General features: G+C 68.6%; 20 protein-coding genes. 14 read left to right on the top strand and 6 right to left on the bottom strand.

Annotated elements, in window-relative coordinates; all coding sequences use genetic code 11:
- From RT323_RS08900 to RT323_RS08890, 3 genes are all read right to left on the bottom strand, one after another.
- On the bottom strand, positions 1–676 hold a 676-nt coding region (locus RT323_RS08900), incomplete at its 3' end, for a DUF6801 domain-containing protein (RefSeq protein WP_313407275.1).
- A 262-nt stretch (positions 677–938) separates the two neighbouring features.
- The gene (locus RT323_RS08895; RefSeq protein ID WP_313407227.1) at positions 939–2,216 is read right to left on the bottom strand and encodes an acyl-CoA desaturase; all 1,278 of its coding nucleotides are present in this window, start codon (positions 2,214–2,216) and stop codon (positions 939–941) included.
- A gap of 11 nt (positions 2,217–2,227) precedes the next feature.
- Complete coding sequence (locus RT323_RS08890; RefSeq protein WP_313407226.1) at positions 2,228–3,319, bottom strand: ferredoxin reductase; 1,092 nt, start codon at positions 3,317–3,319, stop codon at positions 2,228–2,230.
- A 200-nt stretch (positions 3,320–3,519) separates the two neighbouring features.
- On the opposite strand from RT323_RS08890, the gene RT323_RS08885 reads away from it, so the two are divergent.
- From RT323_RS08885 to RT323_RS08865, 5 genes are all read left to right on the top strand, one after another.
- Entirely contained in the window at positions 3,520–3,894 is a 375-nt protein-coding gene (locus RT323_RS08885; protein WP_313407224.1) for an SHOCT domain-containing protein, read from the top strand.
- A gap of 34 nt (positions 3,895–3,928) precedes the next feature.
- Entirely contained in the window at positions 3,929–4,555 is a 627-nt protein-coding gene (locus RT323_RS08880) for a TetR family transcriptional regulator (protein WP_313407221.1), read from the top strand.
- 44 nt (positions 4,556–4,599) lie between these two features.
- The gene (locus RT323_RS08875; protein WP_313407219.1) at positions 4,600–5,304 is read left to right on the top strand and encodes a GTP pyrophosphokinase family protein; all 705 of its coding nucleotides are present in this window, start codon (positions 4,600–4,602) and stop codon (positions 5,302–5,304) included.
- 54 nt (positions 5,305–5,358) lie between these two features.
- A complete protein-coding gene (locus RT323_RS08870; protein ID WP_313407217.1) occupies positions 5,359–7,155 on the top strand; it encodes an acyl-CoA dehydrogenase in 1,797 nt (598 codons plus the stop codon).
- A 102-nt stretch (positions 7,156–7,257) separates the two neighbouring features.
- Entirely contained in the window at positions 7,258–7,566 is a 309-nt protein-coding gene (locus RT323_RS08865; protein ID WP_313407214.1) for a hypothetical protein, read from the top strand.
- Here the strand turns inward: RT323_RS08865 and RT323_RS08860 are convergent.
- Entirely contained in the window at positions 7,563–8,120 is a 558-nt protein-coding gene (locus RT323_RS08860; RefSeq protein ID WP_313407211.1) for a MarR family transcriptional regulator, read from the bottom strand. The genes RT323_RS08865 and RT323_RS08860 overlap by 4 nt on opposite strands.
- Positions 8,121–8,339: 219 nt before the next feature.
- On the opposite strand from RT323_RS08860, the gene RT323_RS08855 reads away from it, so the two are divergent.
- The 5 genes from RT323_RS08855 (at position 8,340) to RT323_RS08835 (ending at position 12,940) form a co-directional block, all read left to right on the top strand.
- Positions 8,340–9,485 (top strand): ABC transporter substrate-binding protein, encoded by a 1,146-nt coding sequence (locus tag RT323_RS08855; protein ID WP_313407209.1) that lies wholly within the window; start codon positions 8,340–8,342, stop codon positions 9,483–9,485.
- An 86-nt stretch (positions 9,486–9,571) separates the two neighbouring features.
- Positions 9,572–10,438, top strand: a complete 867-nt coding sequence (locus tag RT323_RS08850; RefSeq protein ID WP_313407206.1) for a branched-chain amino acid ABC transporter permease — start codon at positions 9,572–9,574, stop codon at positions 10,436–10,438.
- Positions 10,435–11,457: a branched-chain amino acid ABC transporter permease gene (locus tag RT323_RS08845; RefSeq protein WP_313407203.1), complete on the top strand. Its 1,023-nt coding sequence runs from the start codon at positions 10,435–10,437 to the stop codon at positions 11,455–11,457. Before RT323_RS08850 ends, RT323_RS08845 begins: the two co-directional genes overlap by 4 nt.
- The gene (locus tag RT323_RS08840; protein WP_313407201.1) at positions 11,457–12,236 is read left to right on the top strand and encodes an ABC transporter ATP-binding protein; all 780 of its coding nucleotides are present in this window, start codon (positions 11,457–11,459) and stop codon (positions 12,234–12,236) included. The genes RT323_RS08845 and RT323_RS08840 overlap by 1 nt, the downstream gene beginning before the upstream one ends.
- Complete coding sequence (locus tag RT323_RS08835) at positions 12,233–12,940, top strand: ABC transporter ATP-binding protein (RefSeq protein ID WP_313407198.1); 708 nt, start codon at positions 12,233–12,235, stop codon at positions 12,938–12,940. Before RT323_RS08840 ends, RT323_RS08835 begins: the two co-directional genes overlap by 4 nt.
- A gap of 38 nt (positions 12,941–12,978) precedes the next feature.
- Here RT323_RS08835 and RT323_RS08830 read toward each other — a convergent pair whose 3' ends face one another.
- Positions 12,979–13,575 carry a helix-turn-helix domain-containing protein gene (locus RT323_RS08830; protein ID WP_313407194.1) on the bottom strand — a complete coding sequence of 199 codons (597 nt, stop codon included), beginning with the start codon at positions 13,573–13,575 and terminating at the stop codon, positions 12,979–12,981.
- A gap of 231 nt (positions 13,576–13,806) precedes the next feature.
- On the opposite strand from RT323_RS08830, the gene RT323_RS08825 reads away from it, so the two are divergent.
- The 3 genes from RT323_RS08825 (at position 13,807) to RT323_RS08815 (ending at position 17,584) form a co-directional block, all read left to right on the top strand.
- Complete coding sequence (locus RT323_RS08825; RefSeq protein ID WP_313407191.1) at positions 13,807–14,928, top strand: ScyD/ScyE family protein; 1,122 nt, start codon at positions 13,807–13,809, stop codon at positions 14,926–14,928.
- 90 nt (positions 14,929–15,018) lie between these two features.
- The gene (locus tag RT323_RS08820; RefSeq protein WP_313407189.1) at positions 15,019–16,725 is read left to right on the top strand and encodes an AMP-binding protein; all 1,707 of its coding nucleotides are present in this window, start codon (positions 15,019–15,021) and stop codon (positions 16,723–16,725) included.
- Positions 16,726–16,894: 169 nt separating this feature from the next.
- Positions 16,895–17,584: a DUF981 domain-containing protein gene (locus RT323_RS08815; RefSeq protein ID WP_313407188.1), complete on the top strand. Its 690-nt coding sequence runs from the start codon at positions 16,895–16,897 to the stop codon at positions 17,582–17,584.
- 64 nt (positions 17,585–17,648) lie between these two features.
- Here RT323_RS08815 and RT323_RS08810 read toward each other — a convergent pair whose 3' ends face one another.
- Entirely contained in the window at positions 17,649–18,950 is a 1,302-nt protein-coding gene (locus RT323_RS08810; protein WP_313407185.1) for a DUF2786 domain-containing protein, read from the bottom strand.
- A gap of 189 nt (positions 18,951–19,139) precedes the next feature.
- Here RT323_RS08810 and RT323_RS08805 point away from each other — a divergent pair, with 189 nt between their 5' ends.
- Positions 19,140–21,839 (top strand): fibronectin type III domain-containing protein, encoded by a 2,700-nt coding sequence (locus RT323_RS08805; protein ID WP_313407182.1) that lies wholly within the window; start codon positions 19,140–19,142, stop codon positions 21,837–21,839.
- The last annotated feature ends 69 nt before the right edge of the window (positions 21,840–21,908 follow it).

Genomic DNA, 21,908 nt, shown 5'->3' with positions numbered 1-21,908 from the left:
TCGGCTCCGTCGTGGGCTCCGTGGTCGGCTCCGTGGTCGGCTCCGTCGTGGGCTCGTTCACGGCGATCGTGCCGAGGGCGAGCGTGGCGGGGCCGGCGCAGGAGAGGGTCGACGGGATGGTGCTGTTGTCGGCCTTGTAGATCGTGGCGGCGATGTTGAACGACGGCGGCATGCCCACGACGACCTCGTCGACGGCGTAGTCCGGCGTCGTGATCGGCGGCACGGTGCCGCTGGCGGGGATCAGCCACGGCTCGTTGGCGACCTGGGGGATCGGGGTGCGCGGCGAGCCCAGCTCGGGGATCGGGACGACCGTGGTCTGGCCACCCGTGGTGAGGGTGACGGTCGAGTCGGTCGACGCGCCTGCGGCCTCGCGGCCGCCGAGCAGCAGCGCGGTGGACTGGCGCAGCAGCTCCGGCATCGTGAGGGTGATGTTCACCTGGGTCTCAGGGATCACCTCGCCGGGGGTGACGGCGTCGGGAACGACGGTGGACGCGTTCACGTTGATGTCCTGGATGCCCAGGTTCAGGCCGCCGGCGACAACCTCACATTTGTAGAGGAAGTCCGCTTCGAGCGTTTGGTCGGCAGCGTTGGCGCTGCCGGCTCCAATCACAGTGAGGGCCGCGGCGCTGAGGCTGACAGCAGCCCCTGTCGCCAGGACCCTTCCGGTCTTTGTCATCTTCTTCACAAGGTGTCCTTCGATGGGAGTTGCGCCGCAACCTCGAGAACGCGAGAGGAGCCCTCGGGGTGTTGGCTGTGACAGACAACACACACGCTAGGGCGCCGTTGGCGAATGTGCAACCAGCGTTTACAAGTCAGTGGTCACTTCGGTAACAGGACTTTCAGCCGGTTCGGAAACATGCAGGAAATGCGACGGAGCGCACGGAAATCAGGGATTTCCATGCGCTCCGTCGGGCATCTCGGTCCGTGGACCGTCGGCATCAGGCGGCGGTGACCGCCTGCTTCGCCTCGCGCTTGGCGCGGCGCAGCGCCTTCGACTCGGGGGACTTGCCCACCTTGTACGGGTCCGACGGCTTCTTGGAGTAGATCGCCAGCTGGCGCGCCACGCTCAGGAGCTGCTTGGACAGCCGGCCCTCGTTGTAGCGCAGGCCGTACTTCTCGACGAGCCGCTGCACGTCGACCTTGACCTCGCGGTAGCGCCGCGCCGGGATGTCGGGGAACAGGTGGTGCTCGATCTGGTGGCTGAGGTTGCCCGTCATCACGTGGAAGGGCTTGGAGCCGGAGATGTTCGCCGAGCCGAGCAGCTGGCGCAGGTACCACTGACCACGGGTCTCGTTCTGCGCGTCCTGCTCGTCGAACGTCTCGACGTCGGCCGGGAAGTGACCGCAGAAGATCACCAGGAAGGTCCAGATGTTGCGGATCAGGTTGGCCGTGAAGTTGGCACCGAGCACCGCCAGGGGGGCCCACCAGCCGACGAACGGGATCGCGGCGCAGGCGAGAACCGGGTAGACGACGTAGTCCTTGAAGAGCTGACGCCGGACCTTGACGTAGGCGCGCTTCTTGCGGGCGACGAACTCCTCCTTGCTCATCTTGCCGCCGAGGTACTCGTCGAGCTCGATGCCGTGGTACATCACGCCCCACTCGAAGAAGAGCATGAGCACGAACGCCAGCGGGAGGTTGAACCGGTGGTTCGGGTACCACGGCTGGCCGTCATCGATCCGCAGCAGGCCGTAGCCGATGTCGCGGTCCATGCCGTGGATGTTCGTGTACGTGTGGTGGATGAAGTTGTGGCCGTGCTTCCAGTCCTGCGCGGGCGCCACGTTGTCCCACTCGTAGCGCTTGCCGTCGATCATCGGGTCGTTCATCCAGTCGTACTGACCGTGCATGACGTTGTGCCCGATCTCCATGTTCTCGATGATCTTCGAGAGCCCGAGGAAGATGACGCCGGCGATGAAGGCGGGCGGGAAGATCGGCAGGAAGATGCCGATGCGGCCCAGTACCTCGAACCACTTCTGCACGCGGATGACGCGACGGATGTAGTCGGCGTCCTCCTGGCCGAGGTTGTCGAGCACGCGCTGGCGCACGGCGTCGAGCTCCTGCCCGAACTCCTCGAGCTGCTCATACGTCATGAGGTCGAGGCCGACCGTGGACCTGCGGTTCGGGTCGTACGCGTCGACCAGGGGGACGGGCGCCTGGTTGTGGGCCGAGGCGCTCAGCGGCTTGATCGGCGCGTGCTTGGTGCGCTGGAAGAGGGACATGTTCTTCTCCTTCACAGATCCATCGCGACATCGCCCACCGGGACGTTGACGCAGACCTTGATCGTTTCGTCGGTGTCGGCACTGACCTCACCGCTGATGACATGGCGCACCGCGCCGTGGAGCTTCTTGACCGCGCAGGTGTTGCAGACGCCCATGCGGCATCCGTACACGGGGGACAGGCCGGCAGCCTCGGCCTGCTCGAGGATCGTGGCTCCGGAGTTGGCGGCCGCGACGCCGCTGGCGTCGAAGGAGACGCTGCCCGAGGCGTCCTCGGCGTCGAGGTTCACCGACGGGACCTTGAAGTACTCGGCGGTGAGCTGGTCGCTGGCGCCGAGGTCGGCGTAGAGCTGGGTGACCGTCTGGATCAGGCCGGCCGGGCCGCACACCCAGGTCGGGGTGCTGGCGGGGTCGACGGCCAGGTGGCGCAGGTGGTCGAGCGTGATGCGGCCGTTCAGCTCGGCGTCGGGCTCGGGGGAGCGCGTGTGGACGCGGACCATGTCGACGAACGGCAGCTCGGCCATCGCGTCGAGCTCGATCGAGAACATCTCGTCCTCGCGCGTGCGCGCGTAGTGCAAGAAGGTGACGCGACCGGTGTGGCCGCGATCGGCCAAGGTGCGCAGCATGCTCATGACGGGAGTGATGCCCGAGCCGCCGCTGATCAGCAGGATGTGCTCGGGCACGCGCTCGGGCAGCACGAAGTCGCCGGAGGCGGGGGACAGGTACACGACCGTGCCGGGCTTGAGGTGTCCCGCGTGCAGGAACTGCGAGACGTAGCCGTCGGGGTGCGCCTTGACCGAGACGCTGAACAGCCCGTCCTTGCGCGCCGCGGAGCTGGAGACACTGAAGACGCGGACGCGACGGGTGCCCTCGACCTCGACGCCGAACTCGACGTGCTGGCCCGGGACGAAGCCTGACCACGTGCCGTTGGGCCGCAGCACCACGGTGCTGGCGTCGCCGGTCTCGCGGATGACGTCGACCACGCGGCCGCGAACGGCGCTGACGGTCATCATCGGGTGGACCAGGGTCAGGTAGTCGTCCAGGTGGTGCGGTGACGTCACCTTGGCGATGGCCGGCGAGGCCAGGGCCTTGCGGATCAGTCCCATGGGGCTCCTGTCGGATGAGCGGCGTCAATCAGTGAACACCTGTTCACCAAAGCATGTCAGGGACCGGGTGGCTCGGTCAAGGCGACTGGCCGTGTCGTGGAACACGTGTTCACTGAGAGCGACAGCCTCGTCCGCGGCGACGTGCACGATCATCCGCGCAGGGTGAGTCCGTGGCGGCGGACCGCGGGCACTGTTCTGTCATGGACAGTTTCTGGGAGTTCTTCTGGTGGACCGTGTCGATCTTCTTCTTCATGGCCTACCTGATCGTCTTGTTCAACGTCATCGTCGACCTGTTCCGCGACCACGAGCTCTCGGGCTGGCTGAAGGCCGTGTGGGTCTTCTTCCTCATCCTGCTGCCGGTGCTCACGTCCCTCATCTACCTGGTCTCCCGCGGCGGGGGGATGGCGCGTCGCTCGGCCGCGCAGATGCAGGAGGCGAAGGCGCAGACTGACGCCTACATCCGTGAGGTCGCGGCCTCGCCCGCCGACCAGATCGCCTCGGCCAAGGCGCTGCTCGACAGTGGGGCCATCACGCCGGACGAGTTCGATCGGCTCAAGGCCAAGGCCCTGGCCTGAGCTCACCGCCGACGCCTGCCCCTAGGGTGGGCACGTGTCCGATGCCGTCAATGCTCGCCAGCTGCAGAAGGAGCGCACGCGTGGGGCACTGATGGGCGCCGCGCTCGAGCTGAGTCGCGAGCAGGGCTTCGCCCAGACCAGCCTGCGCCAGGTGGCCAAGCGTGCGGGGGTCGTCCCGGCGGCCTTCTACCGCCACTTCGAGTCGATGGACGAGCTCGGACTCGCCCTGGTCGAGCGGTGCTTCGGCACCTTGCGCACGATGATCCGGGACGCGTCCCGTGATCCCGAGGTGTTCCTGCAGATCATCGACGCCGCCGCCGAGATCCTGGTCGACGCCGTCAAGCAGAACAAGGCCGACTTCGCCTTCGTCGCCCGCGAGCGCGTCGGTGGCACCGAGGTCGTGCGCGACGCGATCCGTCACGAGCTGGACCTGTTCGTCTCCGAGCTGGCGGTCGTCCTGGCGCGGCTGCCCAACATCGAGAACTGGAGCGCCGACGACGTCCAGATGGTGTCGCGGCTGTTCGTGCGCAACATGGTCGCGAACGCCGAGGAGGTCGTCGAGATGCCCGAGGGCAGGCCCGACCTCGAGGAGCGCATCCGCGAGGGCGCGCGGCGCCAGATGAGGCTCATCGTGCTCGGCTTCGAGGACTGGCGCAGCTGAGACGAGCGGTTCCGCCGTTTTCGCGGGCCCGACACAATGGCTCCATGACGCGCCCCGAGCTGTCCGACTCGCTCGACCTCACCGTCCTGCGCCAGCTCTCGGGGGCGGACGACGAGGTGACGGATCCGCGGGCGATGCTGCGCGAGGTCCAGCTGCGGATGGCGTCGTTCCTGATGGAGTACAAGTTCGCGCTGGACGAGGTCGAGACCAAGATCTCGATCCTGCGCGAGGAGTTCGAGCTGGTCCACGACTACAGCCCGATCGAGCACGTGAAGTCGCGGCTGAAGTCCGTCGAGAGCCTGGTCGCGAAGGTCGAGCGCACGGGTTGCCCGCGCGACCTCGGGGTGATCCGCGAGCGGATCCACGACATCGCGGGGATCCGTGTCTCGTGCGCGTTCGTGGAGGACACCTACCGGTTCGCCCGGATGCTGACGCAGCAGCAGGACCTGAAGGTGCTGCAGGTCAAGGACTACATCGCCGAGCCGAAGGCGAACGGCTACCGCAGCCTGCACCTCATCGTGGAGCTGCCGGTCTTCTTGTCCGACCGCACGGTCCACGTGCCCGTCGAGGTCCAGATCCGCACGATCGCGATGGACTTCTGGGCCAGCGTCGAGCACCAGATCTACTACAAGTACGGCAAGCAGGTGCCCGCGCACCTCAACGACACGCTTCGCGAGGTCGCCAGCACCGCCGCCGACCTCGACGCCCAGATGGCGCACCTGCGCGAGGAGATCCGCTCGCTCGCGTGATCCCCGTGACGTGGGCTACTCTCCACTAAGCAAGCGCTTAGTCAGGAGCCCTCCATGTCCACTGTGCTGTCCCGTCGCGATGTCGACTTCCTCTTGTTCGACTGGCTCGGCGCCGCCGACCTGACCGACCGCGACCGCTACGGCGAGCACTCGCGCGAGACGTTCGACGCCGTGCTCGACCTGTGCGAGACGATCGCCACCGAGCGCTTCGCGCCGATCAACCGGCTTCTCGACACGCACGAGCCGGTCGTGGGCGAGGACGGCAAGGTCGTGCTCCCGGCCGAGCTGAGCGATGCGCTGCGCGTGTACGCCGATTCGGGGATGCCGCTGGCGACCTTCGACCACGAGCACGGCGGCATGCAGCTGCCGTTCTCGGTCGGGCAGGCCGGCTTCGCCTTCTTCCAGGCCGCCAGTGCGGCGGCCGCGTCCTATCCGTTCCTGTCGACGGGCAACGCGAGCCTGCTGGTGACCCACGGCTCGCCCGAGCAGGTCGAGCGGTTCGCCCGCCCCGTCATCGAGGGTCGCTGGTTCGGCACGATGGCGCTCTCGGAGCCGCAGGCCGGATCGTCGCTGGGCGACATCACGACGCGCGCGGTGCGCCAGGACGACGGCACGTACCGCCTCTTCGGCACGAAGATGTGGATCTCCGGCGGGGACCACGAGCTGACCGAGAACATCGTCCACCTGGTCCTGGCCAAGGTCGAGGGGGCGCCCGCCGGCGTCAAGGGGATCTCGCTGTTCATCGTCCCGAAGTTCCTCGTGCAGGAGGACGGATCGGTCGGTGAGCGCAACGACGTCGCCCTCGTCGGCCTCAACCACAAGATGGGCTGGCGCGGCACGACCAACACGCTGCTGAACTTCGGCGAGGGACTCGCCACGCCGGGTGGACGGGCCGGGGCCGTCGGCCACATCGTGGGGGAGGAGGGCCGCGGGCTGGCCCAGATGTTCCACATGATGAACGAGGCCCGGATCTCGGTCGGCATGGGTGCCGTCGCGCTCGGGTACACCGGCTACCTGCACGCGCTCGAGTACGCGAGGGAGCGGACGCAGGGTCGCCCGGTCGCGGACAAGGACCCGCTCGCGCCGATGGTCCCGCTGACCTCGCACCCCGACGTCCGCCGGATGCTGCTGGCGCAGAAGTCCTATGTCGAGGGCGGTCTCGGCCTGTTGCTGTACTGCGCGCGACTCGTCGACGAGCAGGTGAGCGCTCCGGACGAGGACGCACGCCGGCGAGCCCACGACCTGATCGAGGTGCTCACGCCGATCGCGAAGTCGTGGCCCTCGCAGTGGTGCCTGGCCGCGAACGACCTGGCGATCCAGGTGCACGGCGGCTCGGGCTACACGCGCGACTACGCCGTCGAGCAGTTCTACCGCGACAACCGGCTGAACCCGATCCACGAGGGGACGCACGGCATCCAGAGCCTCGACCTGCTCGGCCGCAAGGTCGTGGCCGGCGGCGGTGCCGGGCTGGCGACGCTCGTGTCGGCGATCCGCGAGACCGTCGAGCGTGCGGCCGCTGCCGGCGGCGACGCCGCCGCGTACGCCGAGCAGCTGGACGCCCGCGTCCAGCGCCTCGTGGAGGTCACGGGTGCGCTGTGGGCCGACGGGGACCCGTCGGTCGCGCTGGCGAACTCCGCGGTGTACCTCGAGGCCGCGGGACACGTGGTGGTCGCCTGGATCTGGCTCGAGCAGCTGATGGCCGTCGGCGATCGCCAGGACGCCTTCTTCGACGGAAAGCGGGCCGCTGCTCGGTTCTTCTTCGCCTTCGAGCTGCCGAAGGTGGACCCGCAGCTGGATCTGCTGGCCTCACTCGACCGCACCGTGCTGGACCTCGATCCGGCCGTCCTCTGACGCTTGGCAGGGGTCGCCCGCGGTTGTGACGCCTGGAACGCCGACGTAGACTGGACCTGAAAGGTTGTAGATACAACCAACTTCGCGGAAGGGGAGCTCGACATGGTGGAGACGCAGGGATCGCACGGACGCCGGGACATGGACGTCCGCACCACCGACCAGACCGCGAACGAGCGGGGGACCGATCAGTGGGAGGGCCACGAGGGCGAGCCCACCTCCAACGGCGGCAAGTGGCTCACGGCCATGCTCGCCGTGGTGGCGGTCACGTGGGTCGTGGCCATCGTCCAGGTCTTCCGCCTCCCGGTGCAGGAGGTCCGCGTGGGTGCCGAGAGCGCCATCTGGATGGCCGTCGCGCTGTCGTGCGGGATCTCGACCTTCATCCTGCTCTTCTGGAAGCTGCACCGCGCCTAGTCATCGGTCGATGGAGCGGGCGGTCGGGACAGTCCCGGCCGCCCGTTCGTCGCGTTCCGGGTCTCGCGCAGCACCTCGTGAGCGGGGTCGAGCTCGGCCATCAGCCGCCGGCCGATGCCGCGCAGCTGTCCCAGCTGTCCCCGGCTGAGCGGCGCCACGAAGATGCGCTGGACGAGCTCGACGTGACCGGGGGCAGCCGCCTCCAGCTTCTGCCAGCCCCGCGCCGAGAGCCGGGCGTGGCGCGAGCGCCCGTCGGCCGTGTCCGCCTCGCGGACGACCAGTCCGTCGGCCTCCAGGCGCGCGACGACCCGCGAGAGCCGGGGCAGGCTCGTGTGCGTCGCGGTCGCCAGGTCCGACAGGCGCAGGCGGTGCCCGGGAACCTCGGCCAGCTGCACCAGCACGAGGAACTCGAAGAACGTCAGGTCGGCGTCGTGCGTGAGCTGGGAGTCCAGGGCCGCCGGCAGCACCTCGAGGATCGAGACGAGCGCCAGCCAGGCCTCGGCCTGGTCGTCGTCGAGCCACGGCGCGCCGTCGGCGCTCGCATCGTCCACCATGCGGCGACGCTAGCAGGAGCGGGTTTCGCTCGGGTTGGTGGCGAATAGCAGATCATCGCGACCCGCACCATCAATTTTCTGTGTTCTGGGTCACCAGAAGTTTGACTGTGCCCCTCGGGTCACTTAACCTGAGCTCAGGTTCAATATGAAGCAGATCACATCTAGGGAGAGACGATGACTCAACGGTTGTCAAAGCGCATGTTCAGGAACGTGGCCGCCGTGGCCAGTGTCGGCATGCTCGCCGCCGTGGCCGCGTGTGGAGGCTCGGGCGACTCGGGCGAGGAGACTCTTGTCATCGGCTACTCCGCCGGCCTCAGTGGCGGCGCCGCCGAGTACGGCGTGAACGTCCAGAACGGCCTGAAGATGGCCATCGACGAGGCCAACGAGGAAGGCGTCGAGATCGACGGCAAGAAGTACACCGTCAAGCTCGAGTCCCTCGACGACCAGTACCAGCCCGGCACCACCGGCACCAACGTGCAGCGCCTCGTGGAGAAGGAGGGCGCCGCGGTTGTCTTCGTCCCGCACGCCGGTGGCATCAAGGCCGCCCAGGAGCTGAACTCCGGTCGTACCGAGTTCCTCATCGGCGCCTACTCCTCGGACCCGGCGATCCTCGACGCGGGCAACGAGCTCACGGTCATGATCCCGCCGAGCTTCGACAGCTACGTCCAGCCCTTCATCGACAAGGTCAAGACCAAGCCGGACGCCAAGCTCGGCCTCATGGCCACGGCCAGCGAGTTCGGTCAGGAGTGGACCAAGACGACGATCGAGAAGTGGGAAGCCTCCGGTGGCGAGGTGCTGGCCAAGAACAACATCGACTACGGCACGGTCTCGGACTTCGCGGGCCCGGTCGCCAAGACGCTGGCCGGCAAGCCCGACGTGATCCTCGTCGGCGGTCCGTCGCAGCCGACGGCGCTGCTGATCGAGGAGGCTCGCGAGCAGGGCTTCAAGGGCGCCTTCCTGATCATCGACCAGGCGAAGTTCGAGGAGCTCGAGGAGTTCACCGACCCGAAGAACCTCAACAACTCCGTCGGCATCATGCCGCTGCCGCTGTTCGAGGGAACCGATCAGTTCATCGCCGACTACAAGGAGAAGTTCTCCTCCGAGAAGCCGGTCAACGCCGACATCGCGCTGAACTACCAGTCGCTGCCGATCTTCCTCGAGGCGATGAAGATCGCCAAGTCGGTCGATGACCCCAAGGCCATCCGCGAGGCCATGCCCGAGGCGGTCAAGTCGGTCGAGGGCGTCTTCTTCGTGCCGAACTCGATCACCGACAAGGGCCACCTGCAGGCGGACGGCCTGCAGGCCGCGTACCGCAACAACCAGGGCGAGTACGAGCCGTTCGACATCGAGCAGCCCAAGGAGTGAATGGTCGGGGCCCCGCCACCGTCCACCGTCGGCGGCGGGGCCCCTCCACGTCCCGGTAACACCGATTCCCATCTGAAGGTGCTCTGATGACCCTCTTCGTTCAGCAGTTGGCCAACGGCCTGGCACTGGGCGGCATCTACTGCCTGGCCGCCATCGGCCTGACGCTCGTGTTCGGCGTGCTCGGCTTCCCCAACCTCGCGCACGGCGCCCTCTACATGCTCGGCGCCTACCTCACCTACTTCTTCCTCACCGACGCCGGCATGCCGTACGTCGTGGCGATCCTGGCCGCCGCCGTGGTGCTGGCCTTCCTCGGAGTCGTCCTCGAGCGACTCGTGTTCCACCCACTACGGAACAAACCACACACCCATCACATGATCGCGACGGTGGGCGTGATGTTCTTCCTCATCGCGCTCGTCCAGGAGGTCTGGGGTACCGGCTTCCTGCGGATGGAGTCGCCGGTCGAGGGTCAGCTCGACGTCCTCGGCGCGCAGGTCTCGTGGCAGCGCATCATCATCATCGTCACCGCCGTCGTCGTGCTGTTGCTGCTGACGTGGTTCCTCAAGCGGTCCCCGCACGGGCAGGCCATCGAGGCCATCGAGCAGGACCGCACGGGCGCTGCGCTGGTCGGCATCAACCCGAGCATGGTCTCGATGGTCACCTTCGCGGTGTCGCTGGCCCTGGTCGCCATCGCGGCCGGACTGGTGGCCCCGATCAACCTCCTGTCGCCCGGCATGGGTGACGCCCTCGGCCTGACCGTGTTCGCGATCATCATCCTCGGCGGGCTCGGATCGCTGCCCGGAGCCATCATCGGCGGCTTCTCGATCGCGATCGCCGAGGTCATGGCCTCGACCTACATCTCGGTCGCGGCGGGCGAGGCGGCGATCTTCGTCATCCTCATCGCCGTCCTGGCGATCAAACCCACGGGAATCTTCGGAACGGTGGCCCAGCGATGAAGAACGCACTCAATCCTCGCCTCCTGGGCGTCGCCCTGATCGTGGTGGCCCTGCTGCTGGCACCCATCGTCTTCTCCGAGCAGCAGTACCTGCTGCGCGTCGTGTCCACGGCCGCCATCTACGCCATCGCCGCCTACGGCCTGAACATCATCCTGGGTCTCACCGGCCAGCTGTCCCTCGCGCACGGTGCCTTCTTCGGCGTCGGCGCCTACACGGTCGGGCTCCTGACGACCGACTACGACTGGGCGTTCTGGACCGCGTTCGCCGTGGCGATCGTCGCCACGACGGTGCTGGGCTACGTCTCGGGCCTGATCGCGCTGCGCACGCAGGGCGCGTACTTCGCGATCTTCACGATGGCCCTCGGGTTCATCATCTTCATCGTCATCACTCGCTGGGAGTCCGTCACGCACGCGCACTCAGGTGTCAGCGGCGTGAAGTTCCCCGAGAACATCGGACCGATCGACTTCACCGAGCCGGCGACGATGTACTACTTCATCCTGCTGTTCCTGGCCGCAGCGGCGTACACCACGCACGCCCTGTTGAACTCGAACGCCGGGCGATCGCTCGTGGCCATCCGCACCTCGGAGGACCTCGCCAAGTCGATCGGCGTGAACGTGGCCGTCAGCAAGCAGCTCGCGTTCACCGCCTCGGCGACGATCGCGGGTATCGCGGGAGGCCTGTTCGCCTCACTGAACGGCTTCATCGGGCCGGACTCGGCGGGCATCGACCGCACGTTCGAGCTGCTGCTGTTCCTGCTCATCGGCGGGCTCGGCACGGTGATGGGCCCGATCCTGGGCAGTCTGCTGGTCGCGTTCCTGTTCGAGATGCTGCAGGACCTCGAGACGTACCGGTTCATCGTCCTGGGCCCGATCATCGTGCTGCTGGTCATCTTCGCCCCGCGCGGGATCATCGGGTACCTCAACAGTGCGGTGCCCGCCCGCTTCAAGCGCCGAGACACGACCCTGTCCGGTTCGGCCCTTCCGGCCGGCTCCACCACGAAGAACGAGGAGGTGCTGTGATGCTGCTCCAGGTACGCGGTCTCGGCAAGCGGTTCGGCGGCCTCGACGCCGTCAAGAACGTGGACGTCGACGTCCCCGAGGGCCAGATCACCGCGATCATCGGTCCCAACGGCGCGGGCAAGTCCACGCTGTTCAACCTGCTGGCGGGCTTCTACCGGCCCACCTCCGGCACGGTGACGTTCGAGGGCAAGGACATCACCGGCATGAAGCCGCACCGCACGGTGCGCGAGGGCATCGCCCGCACGTTCCAGACGACCCAGCTGTTCGAGGACGCCACGGTGCTGGAGAACGTCCTGGCGGGCTGTGTGGTCCGGTCGAAGTCGAACGCGATCGATGCGGTCCTGCACACGCCCCGGTACCGGCGCGACGAGCGCGCCAGCCGGGCCAGGGCGATGGAGGAGCTCGAGTTCGTCGGTGCGGCGCACCTCGCCGACCAGGTGGCCTCGAAGCTGCCGCAGGAGGCGCAGAAGCGCGTGTCCATGGCGCTCGCCCTGGCGACGCAGCCGCGCCTCATGCTGCTCGACGAGCCGGCCGCCGGAACGAACGACGAGGAGACCGAGGCCTTCGGCGACCTCATCCGCCAGATGGTGGGTCGCGGCATCACGGTGTGCCTCGTCGAGCACAAGATGTCGATGGTGATGAACCTGGCCGACCAGATCGTCGTGCTCGACCACGGTCAGCGGATCGCCTCCGGAACCCCCGCCGAGATCAAGAGCGACCCGCTCGTGATCGAGGCCTATCTCGGCGCCAACAGCGACCAGGCAGGAGCGCGATCGTGATCAGGATCAGCGGACTGAGCGCGGCCTACGAGGCCGTGGACGTCCTCCACTCCATCGACATCACCGCCAACGACGGCGAGCTGACGGTCATCCTGGGCGCCAACGGCTCGGGCAAGTCGACGCTCTTCAAGGCGGTGAGCGGCGTGCTGCGACCCAGCAGCGGCCAGGTCGAGTTCAACGGCGAGGACGTGACCCGCAGCAGTCCCGCGAGCATCGTCAAGAAGGGCCTGGCGCACTGCCCCGAGGGACGGCACCTGTTCCCGCAGATGTCGGTCGAGAAGAACCTCATGCTGGGGGCCTACGTCCGCCGTGGCGACAAGGCGCGGGTGAAGACCCTGCTGGAGCGCTCGTACGACCTCTTCCCCGTCCTGCGCGAGAAGCGGCGCCAGCCCGCCGGCTCGCTGTCGGGCGGACAGCAGCAGATGGTGGCGATCGGGCGCTCCCTGATGTCCGATCCGTCGATGCTGATCCTCGACGAGCCGTCGATGGGCCTGGCGCCGTTGATCACGCAACAGGTCTTCGACACGATCGTCCAGATCAACAACGAGGGCATCGGCGTCCTGCTGGCCGAGCAGAACGCCAACTCCGCCCTCGAGATCGCGACGTCGGGCTACGTCCTGGCCGAGGGCCGCGTCGCACTCTCGGGCACCGCGAAGGAGCTGCAGAACGATCCCCGGGTGCAGAAGGCGTACCTGGGAGTCTGATCCCGTCGGGCCGCCCGTCGTGTCGGGCGGCCCGCGGATCAGTCGGCTCGCGTGGAGCCGAAGATCCCGGCGACCGCGAACGTCGTCAGCTGCACCGCGGCGGCGTCCAGGTCGAGGTCGAGCTCGCGGAAGTGCGCGTCCATGACGACGCCCCAGCACATCCCGACGCTCATCGGCACGGTGATCGCGGGATCCTGGTTCTGGCGCCACCCGTCGCCGGCGCTGCTCACCTGGTCGGCGAGGTTGTCGATGAACGGCACGATGCGGGTGCGGTAGAACTCGTGCCCGCTCGTCCGGTCGCTGAACAGCACGGTGCTGAAGAGCTCGAACGCCTCGGTGAAGATGCCCAGCAGGTTCCTGAAGAACGTCTGGATGACCTCCGGCGCCTGGTCCACCTCGACCTGGCGCGAGAGCTCGACCAGCAGGTCGGTCAGCATCCGGTCGAGCGGCTCGATGACGGCGGCCTCGAACATGGCCTCCTTCGAGGGGAAGAACCGGTAGAGCAGCGCCTGGTTCACCTCGGCGCGCTCGGCGATGCGGCTGATGCGGGCACCTTCGGGGCCGACACTCAGGAACTCGTCGCGTGCGGCGGCCAGGATCTGCTCGCGCCGGTCCTCTGCGGACAGTCTCGTCAAGGGGGTTCCTCCTCTCGCGCCGAGCCTAAGGGAGATCGACGGCCCCGCAGGTGTGACCGGGGGTTACATTTTCCTGCGTTACCAGCGAGATTCGCGAGGCTGGTGTGGCGACTCATGGGTCGTCGGGACGGTCTCGGACCCTCCCGACGAGGGGGTTCTCGCAGGCCGGTGCGTGGATACCGTGGATGGGTTCATCGTCTCGGGAAATCGTCTCTGCAAGGGAGTGCCCGGATGCGTACCGTCCTCAGAACCACCACCGCCATCGGCGTCGCGGCCAGCGTCGCCCTCGCCTTCGCCCCGTCGGCCACGGCCCACGGCAAGCACCGGCCGCGACATCACCACGCACCGATCACGGTGCTGGCCAAGGGCCTCGAGGGTCCCTACCAGGTCTCGGCGTCGGGCCGTCACCTGATCGTCACCGAGGCCGACGCCGGCCGCGTCATCGCCGTCGATCGTCACCGCAAGGGCAAGGCGCACACGTTGGTGCGCGGCCTCGGCCCCAACGCGGCGGCCGGCGCCGTGAAGGTCGGCAGGCGCATCTACATCGCGACCAGTGAGGCCGGCGGGCCCCCCGGGACGCCGCCGCCCCCGTACCCGGCGTCGTCGGTGCTGGTGGCGCAGAAGGGCAAGGTCAAGCAGCTCGCGGACCTGCTGGCGTACGAGCTGAAGAGGAACCCGGACGGGCAGACACAGTTCGACCCCGTCTCGGGCGAGCCGCTCGATGCGCTGTCCAACCCGTTCAGCCTCCTCGCGCTGCGTGGCTGGCACGGCGGCGTGCTGGTGGCCGACGGCGGCGCCAACGCGGTCCTGCGGGTCAGCCCCTGGGGCAAGGTCTCGACGTTCTTCGTGCCGCCGACGATCACGACGGGGGAGTGCGCGGGCCGGCCGAACAACGACGCGGCCTCGACCGGGTGTGATTCGGTGCCGACGGGCCTGGCATACGGGCCGAGGAACACGATCTACGTGTCGACGCTCAACGGCGAGGCGCCCGGAGAGGGTCGGGTGTACGTGCTGGACGCGAAGCGCGGCAAGGTCAAGAAGGTCATCAAGGGCTTCACCGCGCCGACGGGCGTGGCGGTCGCTCCTGACGGAACCGTCTACGTCTCCGAGGCGCTCGAGGGCGCTCCGCAGGGGGAGCCGGGCCCGGAGTTCGACCCGGCGAGCGTCGGCCAGATCGTCAAGGTGAGCCCGTGGGGCAGGCGGACCTACGCGCAGGTGACCATGCCGACCGGGATGGTGTGGACGGGCGGGACGCTCTACTCCAGCGCCTGGTCGATCGCCAGCTTCCTCGGTGCACCGGGGACGGGGCAGGTCGTGGCCGTGGGCTCGAGGGCATTCCGCTCCGGGTCCTGAGCTCAGGACGGGGGGTCGGTGCCACTGCTTAGACTCGGATCGACCGTCGGAGCCCGTGGCGTCCGACCCCCCACCCCCGAAGCAGGAGCCATGCACCAGCACGACGAGCGTCCGTGGACCGTCCACTACGGAGCGGGGGTGCCGGCGCGGATCGAGATCCCCGACGAGCCGGTCACCGCGGGTCTGCAGCGGTCGGCCCGGCGATGGCCGGACCGGGTGGCGACGGACTTCATGGGGGCCACGGCCACGTACGCGCAGACCGAGGACGCCGTGCGCCGGGCGATGGTCGTCCTGGCCGGCCTCGGCGTGAAACCCGGCTCGCGGGTCGCGCTGGTGCTGCCGAACTGCCCGTCGCACCTCGTCGCCTACCACGCGGCGCTGCGCCTCGGCGCCGTCGTGATCGACCTCAACCCGACCTACACGCAGGCCGAGCTCGAGCACCTGCTCGCCGACAGTGCGGCCACGCACGCGCTCGTGTGGCACAAGGCCGTCGAGCGGGTGCTCGGGGTGCGGGACTCGCTGCGGGCGCTCGTCAGCGTCGACGTCAGCCGCGACCTGCCGGGGCTCTCGCGGCTCATGCTGCGCCTGCCCGTGAAGCCCGCGCGCGAGAAGCGCGACGCCCTGCTGGGCACGGTGCCGTCCGACGTCGCCGACTGGCACACGTTGGTCCGCGGCGCGACCGGCGAGGTCCCGGCGGCACAGGTGGGGGCGGACGACCTCGCGCTGCTGCAGTACACCGGCGGCACGACCGGGACGCCGAAGGCCGCGATGCTGTCGCACCGCAACCTCGTCGCCAACCTGGTCCACGGCCAGGCCTGGGCCGACTTCCGCGAGGGCGAGGAGACGGTCTACGGCGTGCTGCCGTTCTTCCACGCCTTCGGGCTGACCTTCTGCCTCAACCTGCCGGCGTACATCGGCGCGACGCTCGTGATGTTCCCGAACTTCGACCCGCACGCCGTGCTGGCCGCGTTCGGTCGCCGGCCCGGCACCTTCATGGGCGGCGTTGCCCCGATGTTCGACCGGATCGCGACGGCCGCCGAGACCGCGGACAAGCCCCCGACCGAGGGACTGCGCCAGATGCGCCTGGGTTTCGCCGGCGCGATGCCGATCCCGCCGTCGACGGTCGAGCGGTGGGAGCGGCTGACCGGCGGGCTCCTGATCGAGGGCTACGGCATGACCGAGTGCGCCCCGATCGCCCTGGGCAACCCGTGCGCACCGACCCGGCGGCCGGGGACGCTGGGGGTGCCGTTCCCGAACACCGAGATGAGGATCGTCGACATCGACGACCACACGAGCGAGGTCGAGCCCGACGAGGACGGTCGCCGGCGCGGCGAGCTGCTCGTCCGCGGCCCGCAGGTCTTCGCCGGCTACCTCAACCGCCCCGACGAGACGGACCACCAGCTGGTCGAGGACGGCTGGCTGCGCACCGGTGACGTGGTCCAGGTCGACGAGACCGGCTGGGTCACCCTGGTCGACCGGGTCAAGGAGATGATCATCGTCGGCGGCTTCAAGGTCTATCCGTCGACGGTCGAGGAGCACCTGCGGCTCATGCCCGGCGTCGCGGACGTCGCGGTCGTGGGCGTGCGGACGGACGGCGGCGACGACCTGGTGGTGGCGGCGTTCGTGCTGGAGGCAGGCGCCGAAGCACCCACCGTCGAGGCCGTCCGCACCCACGGCGAGCAGCGCCTGGCGCGGTACGCGCTGCCGCGGCGGGTCGAGGTCGTCGACGAGCTGCCGCGCTCGCAGATCGGCAAGGTCATGCGGCGTCAGGTGCAGGAGAGGTTCACCACCTCCTGACGACGCACGATGATGCGTTTCGCCCCGCTGGAGCACCCGGACGCATCATCTTTCGTGACGTCCGCAGGCGCCCGCCCGACCGCTTTTGGGGAAACCCTCCGGCGGTGATATCGTCAAGATAGTTAAGCGTTCAACTATTTTGTCGATGACGAGAGGACGGGTGACCTGAATGGTCGTCTACAACGAGATCGTGGCAGTGGCCTCCGGCGCCGGACTGATCGGCGTTGCCCTGTTCTTGAGCAGTCTCCTGCGCGGCAAGCGAATCGACAGCGAGGGGTGGGCGGCGTTCTTCGGCGTCTCGGGCCTGCTGCTGTTCGTCCTGGGCGTGCACACGACGGTCACGTGGCCGTTCGGCGGCGAGGGATTCGAGTACGCCAACATCGCGTTCGGCCAGCCGGCCGCTGCGTTCGGCGCCCTGTTGCTGTTCGCCGCGATCTACCTCTGGCGCAACCGCGAGCTTTTCACCCGCGAGACCGAGGGACTGCGTGAGGTCGCGCTCGAGGCCGCCAAGCCCGCCAGCATCTTCGTCGGTGCGCTGGGTCTCGGCATGGCCGTCCTGGCCATCACGTTCGTTCGCTTCCAGTTGGGCGCTGCGCCCCCGGAGGAGCCCATCAGCGGACGTTTCGGCCACCTGCCCATCCTCGAGGCCCTGTTCCTGGGCGGCCTGTGGGGCATCGTCGCCGTGGGCGCGCTGCTCTTTGCCTTCGCGATCCTGACCGGGCGTCCTCAGCTGCTGCGCTGGGTCGTGTGGGCCTGGGTCATCGGCGGCATCGTCTTCCTGCTGTTCGGTGCGATGAACTTCTACACGCACATCGGCATGTATCACAACATCGAGTACGGCACGAACCACAAGTGGTGACGTACTGACCGGATGAGGGCCGGGCGGTTCGCGTGAGCGGGCCGCCCGGCCCTTGTCGTTCGCCTTAGGCGGAGAGCTCCTTCGCGCGACCCAGCCGAGCGCGCTCGGCCGCTGCGCGCCCGTGGGCGACAGAGCGCTCGTCCGCCACCGCGTTGCTGCCCCGCCACGTGCCCCGGACGCCGTGCTGGCGCCTCATGTACGCGAAGTAGTCGTGCACCTCGACCTCCTTGGCGACGAGCGCTGGGAGCTTGACTCCGCTGGACTCGCCGGCCGGCTCGTCGTCCACGGGCTCGAAGGCGCCGGCGCTGACCTGCGCGGCCCGCTGGGCGAGCTGGAGGCGGTGCTCGATCCGCGAGGTCCACCCGGAGTAGAAGGCGGCCCGCGCCGTGCGACCGTGCACCGGCCGGTGTGCGCCGGACCGGATGTACGCATCGGCGTCCGCCACCATCTGGACGACCAGCGACACGTACAGCGTCTTCGTCACGTCGATGTCGCCCTGGAACCCGTACAGGGTGACGCCCGTGTTGTCCCCGCGGATGGTGCAGCGCAGGTCGTTGGCGCGCGCGATCGCCAGCATCAGCTCGATGTAGCGGACGTTCGACTGCTGGCCCCGGTGCCCCAGGCGGACCGGCTCGAACGTGGGGGTCGCCGTCGCCTCACCCGTCTCGTGCGCTGCGCGCGCGACCGCGAGCTCGATCGAGTGGGTGGTGGCCAGCTCCTGGGCCTTCGTGAAGAAGGCGTCGCGCTCGGCCTCGGTGGCCGCGCCCTCGGCGTGGCGGAGCATCTTGCCGACCTTGGCGAGCATGCCGTCGTCGTGGGGTCGCCGGCCGTCCAGCCCCAGCTGGTGGTGCGCCTCGCGAAGCATCGCCGCGATCGCGGTCCAGCCGATGTCCTCGAGCAGCTGGACCATCGTGGCGCGGAAGCCGGCGCCGTGCGTATCGATGATGGCACCGTCGACGCCGGTGTTGAGGTGGTGGGCCAGCTCATGCACGACCACGAAACCGCGCAGGGCCCAGGCGCCGCCGCGCTCGCGCTCGGGCAGCAGGATCGCGCCGTCGCGGTAGGTGGCCTTCTTCCATCCCGAGAACGACATGACCTCGACGGGCCTGTTCTCGCGACCGCGATAGTTCGAGCCGTAGGAGCGGGCCTGCTGGCGCAGGCGCTCGAGGACCTGGTCGACGAACCCCGTCACGTCCGCGGGACTCGTGAAGCGGGGCTCGGTCTCGGGGGTGAAGTCGACGAGTCGCCGCTGTCCGCCGCGGCTCAGCGTCACCTGGACCACGCCCGTGTCGGGGGAGACGGCGTCGAGCCACGCGGTCACCATGTCCTCGGCGGCGTAGGTCGACTTCTGGTCCGGATCATCCATGCCGACGACGATGCCAGAGGCCACCGACAGCGGCGTGGCACCACCACCGGACGCGGTGTCAGGCAGTTCCCGGCGTCTTCCGTGATGCGTCACCTGGGGGTGGCCCGCTGGACCTACGGCATTCACCCGGCCCCGGCTGAATGGCTCGCAGGTGCGCATCCATGCGCACGTACCGAGAGGACACACCAGATGAAGAACACCATGGGCCGGGCGCGTTCCCGGCGCATGTCACTGGCCGCGACCGCCCTCGCCGTCGCCGCCGTGGGCTGCCTGAGTCCCGTCGCGACGGTCGGCTCGGCCTCCGCCGCCGCGCCCGGCATCGTCCGGGCCGCGGAGGAGCCGACCTACTTCGCGCCGCTCGTCGACGCGAACACCACCTGGCGCTACCTCGCGACGGGCGTCGACCCGTCACCGACGGGGGACCGCAACGCATGGACGCAGCCGGACTTCGACGACGCGGCCTGGTCGACCGGCCTGGGCGGCTTCGGCGCGAAGTGGGACGGCGGCGCCGAGTCCGCCGCGTACGACTCGGGCATGAACGCCCGGACGGTCCTGCCGATGCGACCCGGGGGCGGCGACAACATTCCGACCTACTTCTTCCGCACCTCCTTCGACGTGACCGCCGAGCAGCTAGCGACGGGCGAGGACATCCGCTTCGACGGCTACGTCGACGACGCGGCCGTCGTCTTCGTCAACGGCCAGGAGGTCCACCGTCACCTCGTCGAGGAGACCACACCGAACGTCGCCTACGACGACGGCTTCGGCGGCGACCTGGAGTTCACCATCCCTGCCTCGGCGTTCCGGGCCGGGAAGAACACGATCGCCGTCCGCCTGCACCAGGACCGCGCCTCGAGTTCGGACATCTGGTTCTCGTTGGACCACCTCGGCGGCGAGCTGCCCCCTCCGCCTCCCGGACCCGATGTCGCGGCGCCGAGCCGGGTCATCCTGACGCCGACCGAGCGTCCCGCGACGTCCCAGAGCTTCACCTGGCTGGCCGGTGCGCCGGACGTCACGCGCGGCACCGTCCAGCTGCGCATCGGGGACGGTCCCGTCCGCAGCGTCGCCGGCGCCGGCCAGGGCACGGCCGTGAACCAGGCCAACCCGCACTTCTCGGCCACGGTGGGCGGGCTCCAGTCGGCCACGGAGTACACCTACCGGGTCGGCAACACGGACGCGTGGAGCGAGTGGAAGAGCTTCACCACCGCAGATCCGGACGCCGAGGAGTTCGAGTACGTCTACTACGGCGACGCCCAGATCGGCCTGGACTCCACCTGGCCGAACGTCGTGAAGCTGGCCCAGGAGAAGGCGCCTGACTCGATCGGCTCGGTGCATGCCGGCGACCTGATCAACACCTCCAGCAAGGACACCGAGTGGAGCAACTGGTTCCTGGGCATGGAGGAGGCCGCCGCGACGACCAACATCTTCGCCGCGCCGGGCAACCACGAGTACTCGGGCGACAAGCTGCTGCAGTCGTGGAAGGCCCACTTCGAGTACCCGGACAACCATCCCAACGCGTCGACCATCGGTGACCTGGCCCAGCGCACCGTCGGCGACACCGACGTCGCGCGCCAGTACCAGGCCTACTTCGACCACTGGTCGGACTTCGCCCACGAGACCGTCTACTTCAGCGACTACCAGGACGTCCGGTTCATCACGATCAACGCCACGACCGACTCGACGTTCCTGAAGCCCGAGGGGCTGCCGTCCTGCTCGGGTGAGGAGTGCCCGTCGAACCGTGCGTCGGCGCTGTGGATCGAGTACCAGGCGGCGTGGCTCGATCACATCCTGGGCGAGTCCCCGTCGAAGTGGAACGTCGTCACGTTCCACCAGCCCGTCTACTCGGCCTCGGCCGGTCGTGACGAGCCGCACCTGCGCGGACCGTGGGTCCCGGTGTTCCAGAAGCACGACATCGACCTCGTCCAGATGGGCCACGACCACGTCTACGCCCGCGGTTTCAACAACGAGAACAGGACCGAGATCGACGGCGTGACCGACGGACCGGTCTACATCGTCCAGAACTCGGGCGCGAAGCACTACGACCTCGAGACCGACGAGAAGAACGTCTGGACCAACAACGGGGCGACCCAGGTCCGCAAGGGCGAGGACTTCAGCAGCTTCGCCGTCGTGAAGGTCAGCGGCGACCAGCTGCACTACAAGTCGTACATCGCGGAGCACACGGCGACGTCGACCACGGACGTGCCGGTCGGCGGCGTGTGGGACGAGTTCGTGGTGACGAAGCACGAGGACGGACGCAAGGTCGTCACGGAGGCCGGCGCGCCGATCCCCGAGTTCGAGGACCTCACGCCCGCCCCCGAGATCGTCGACCAGTCGCCGACCTCCGTGCGGACGAAGGTCGGCGGGACCGTGACCCTGTCCGTCGAGGCGAAGGGCGAGGGCGATCTGTCCTACCAGTGGCAGCGCACGCGCACCGGCCAGGACGCATGGAGCGACATCGTCAACCAGGACGAGTCGACGCTCGTCCTGGAGGACGTGACCGCCAACACCGGCCGGTTCCAGTACCGCGTGGCCGTGACGTCCGGAACGCGGACGGTCCACTCGGTGCCCACGGCGGTCGTCGTGACCGACACGAGCAAGCCGGGCAAGGCCGCGACCTCGGTCAAGATCGGCGCGACGAAGGTCCGTGCGGGCCAGCGACCGGTCGTCCGGGTCCGCCCGAGCGAGTCCGGAACGGTGCGCGTGACGGTGCGGGTGGGTGGAAGGAAGCTCACCCGGACGGTCAAGGTCAAGGCCGGTCGTCCGGTGAAGGTCAAGCTCGGCAAGCTGCACCGCCGGGCCTCCGGCTGGGCCGTCGTCACCGTCAGGCTGGCGCCCCGAGGTGGACAGCACCTGCCGTCCACCAGCACGAAGCTGGTGCGCGTCAAGCGCTGAGTCCGCTCGGTCCGCGTGACGGTTTCCCCGGTTAACCGGGGAAGCCGTCACTTCACGAGGGTTGCGATC

Origin of the sequence: Aeromicrobium sp. (assembly GCF_032084975.1) — a bacterium.
GTDB lineage: Bacteria > Actinomycetota > Actinomycetes > Propionibacteriales > Nocardioidaceae > Aeromicrobium.
The sequence above is the reverse complement of the archived record's forward strand: the minus strand, read 5'-3'. Positions and strand labels throughout refer to the sequence as shown.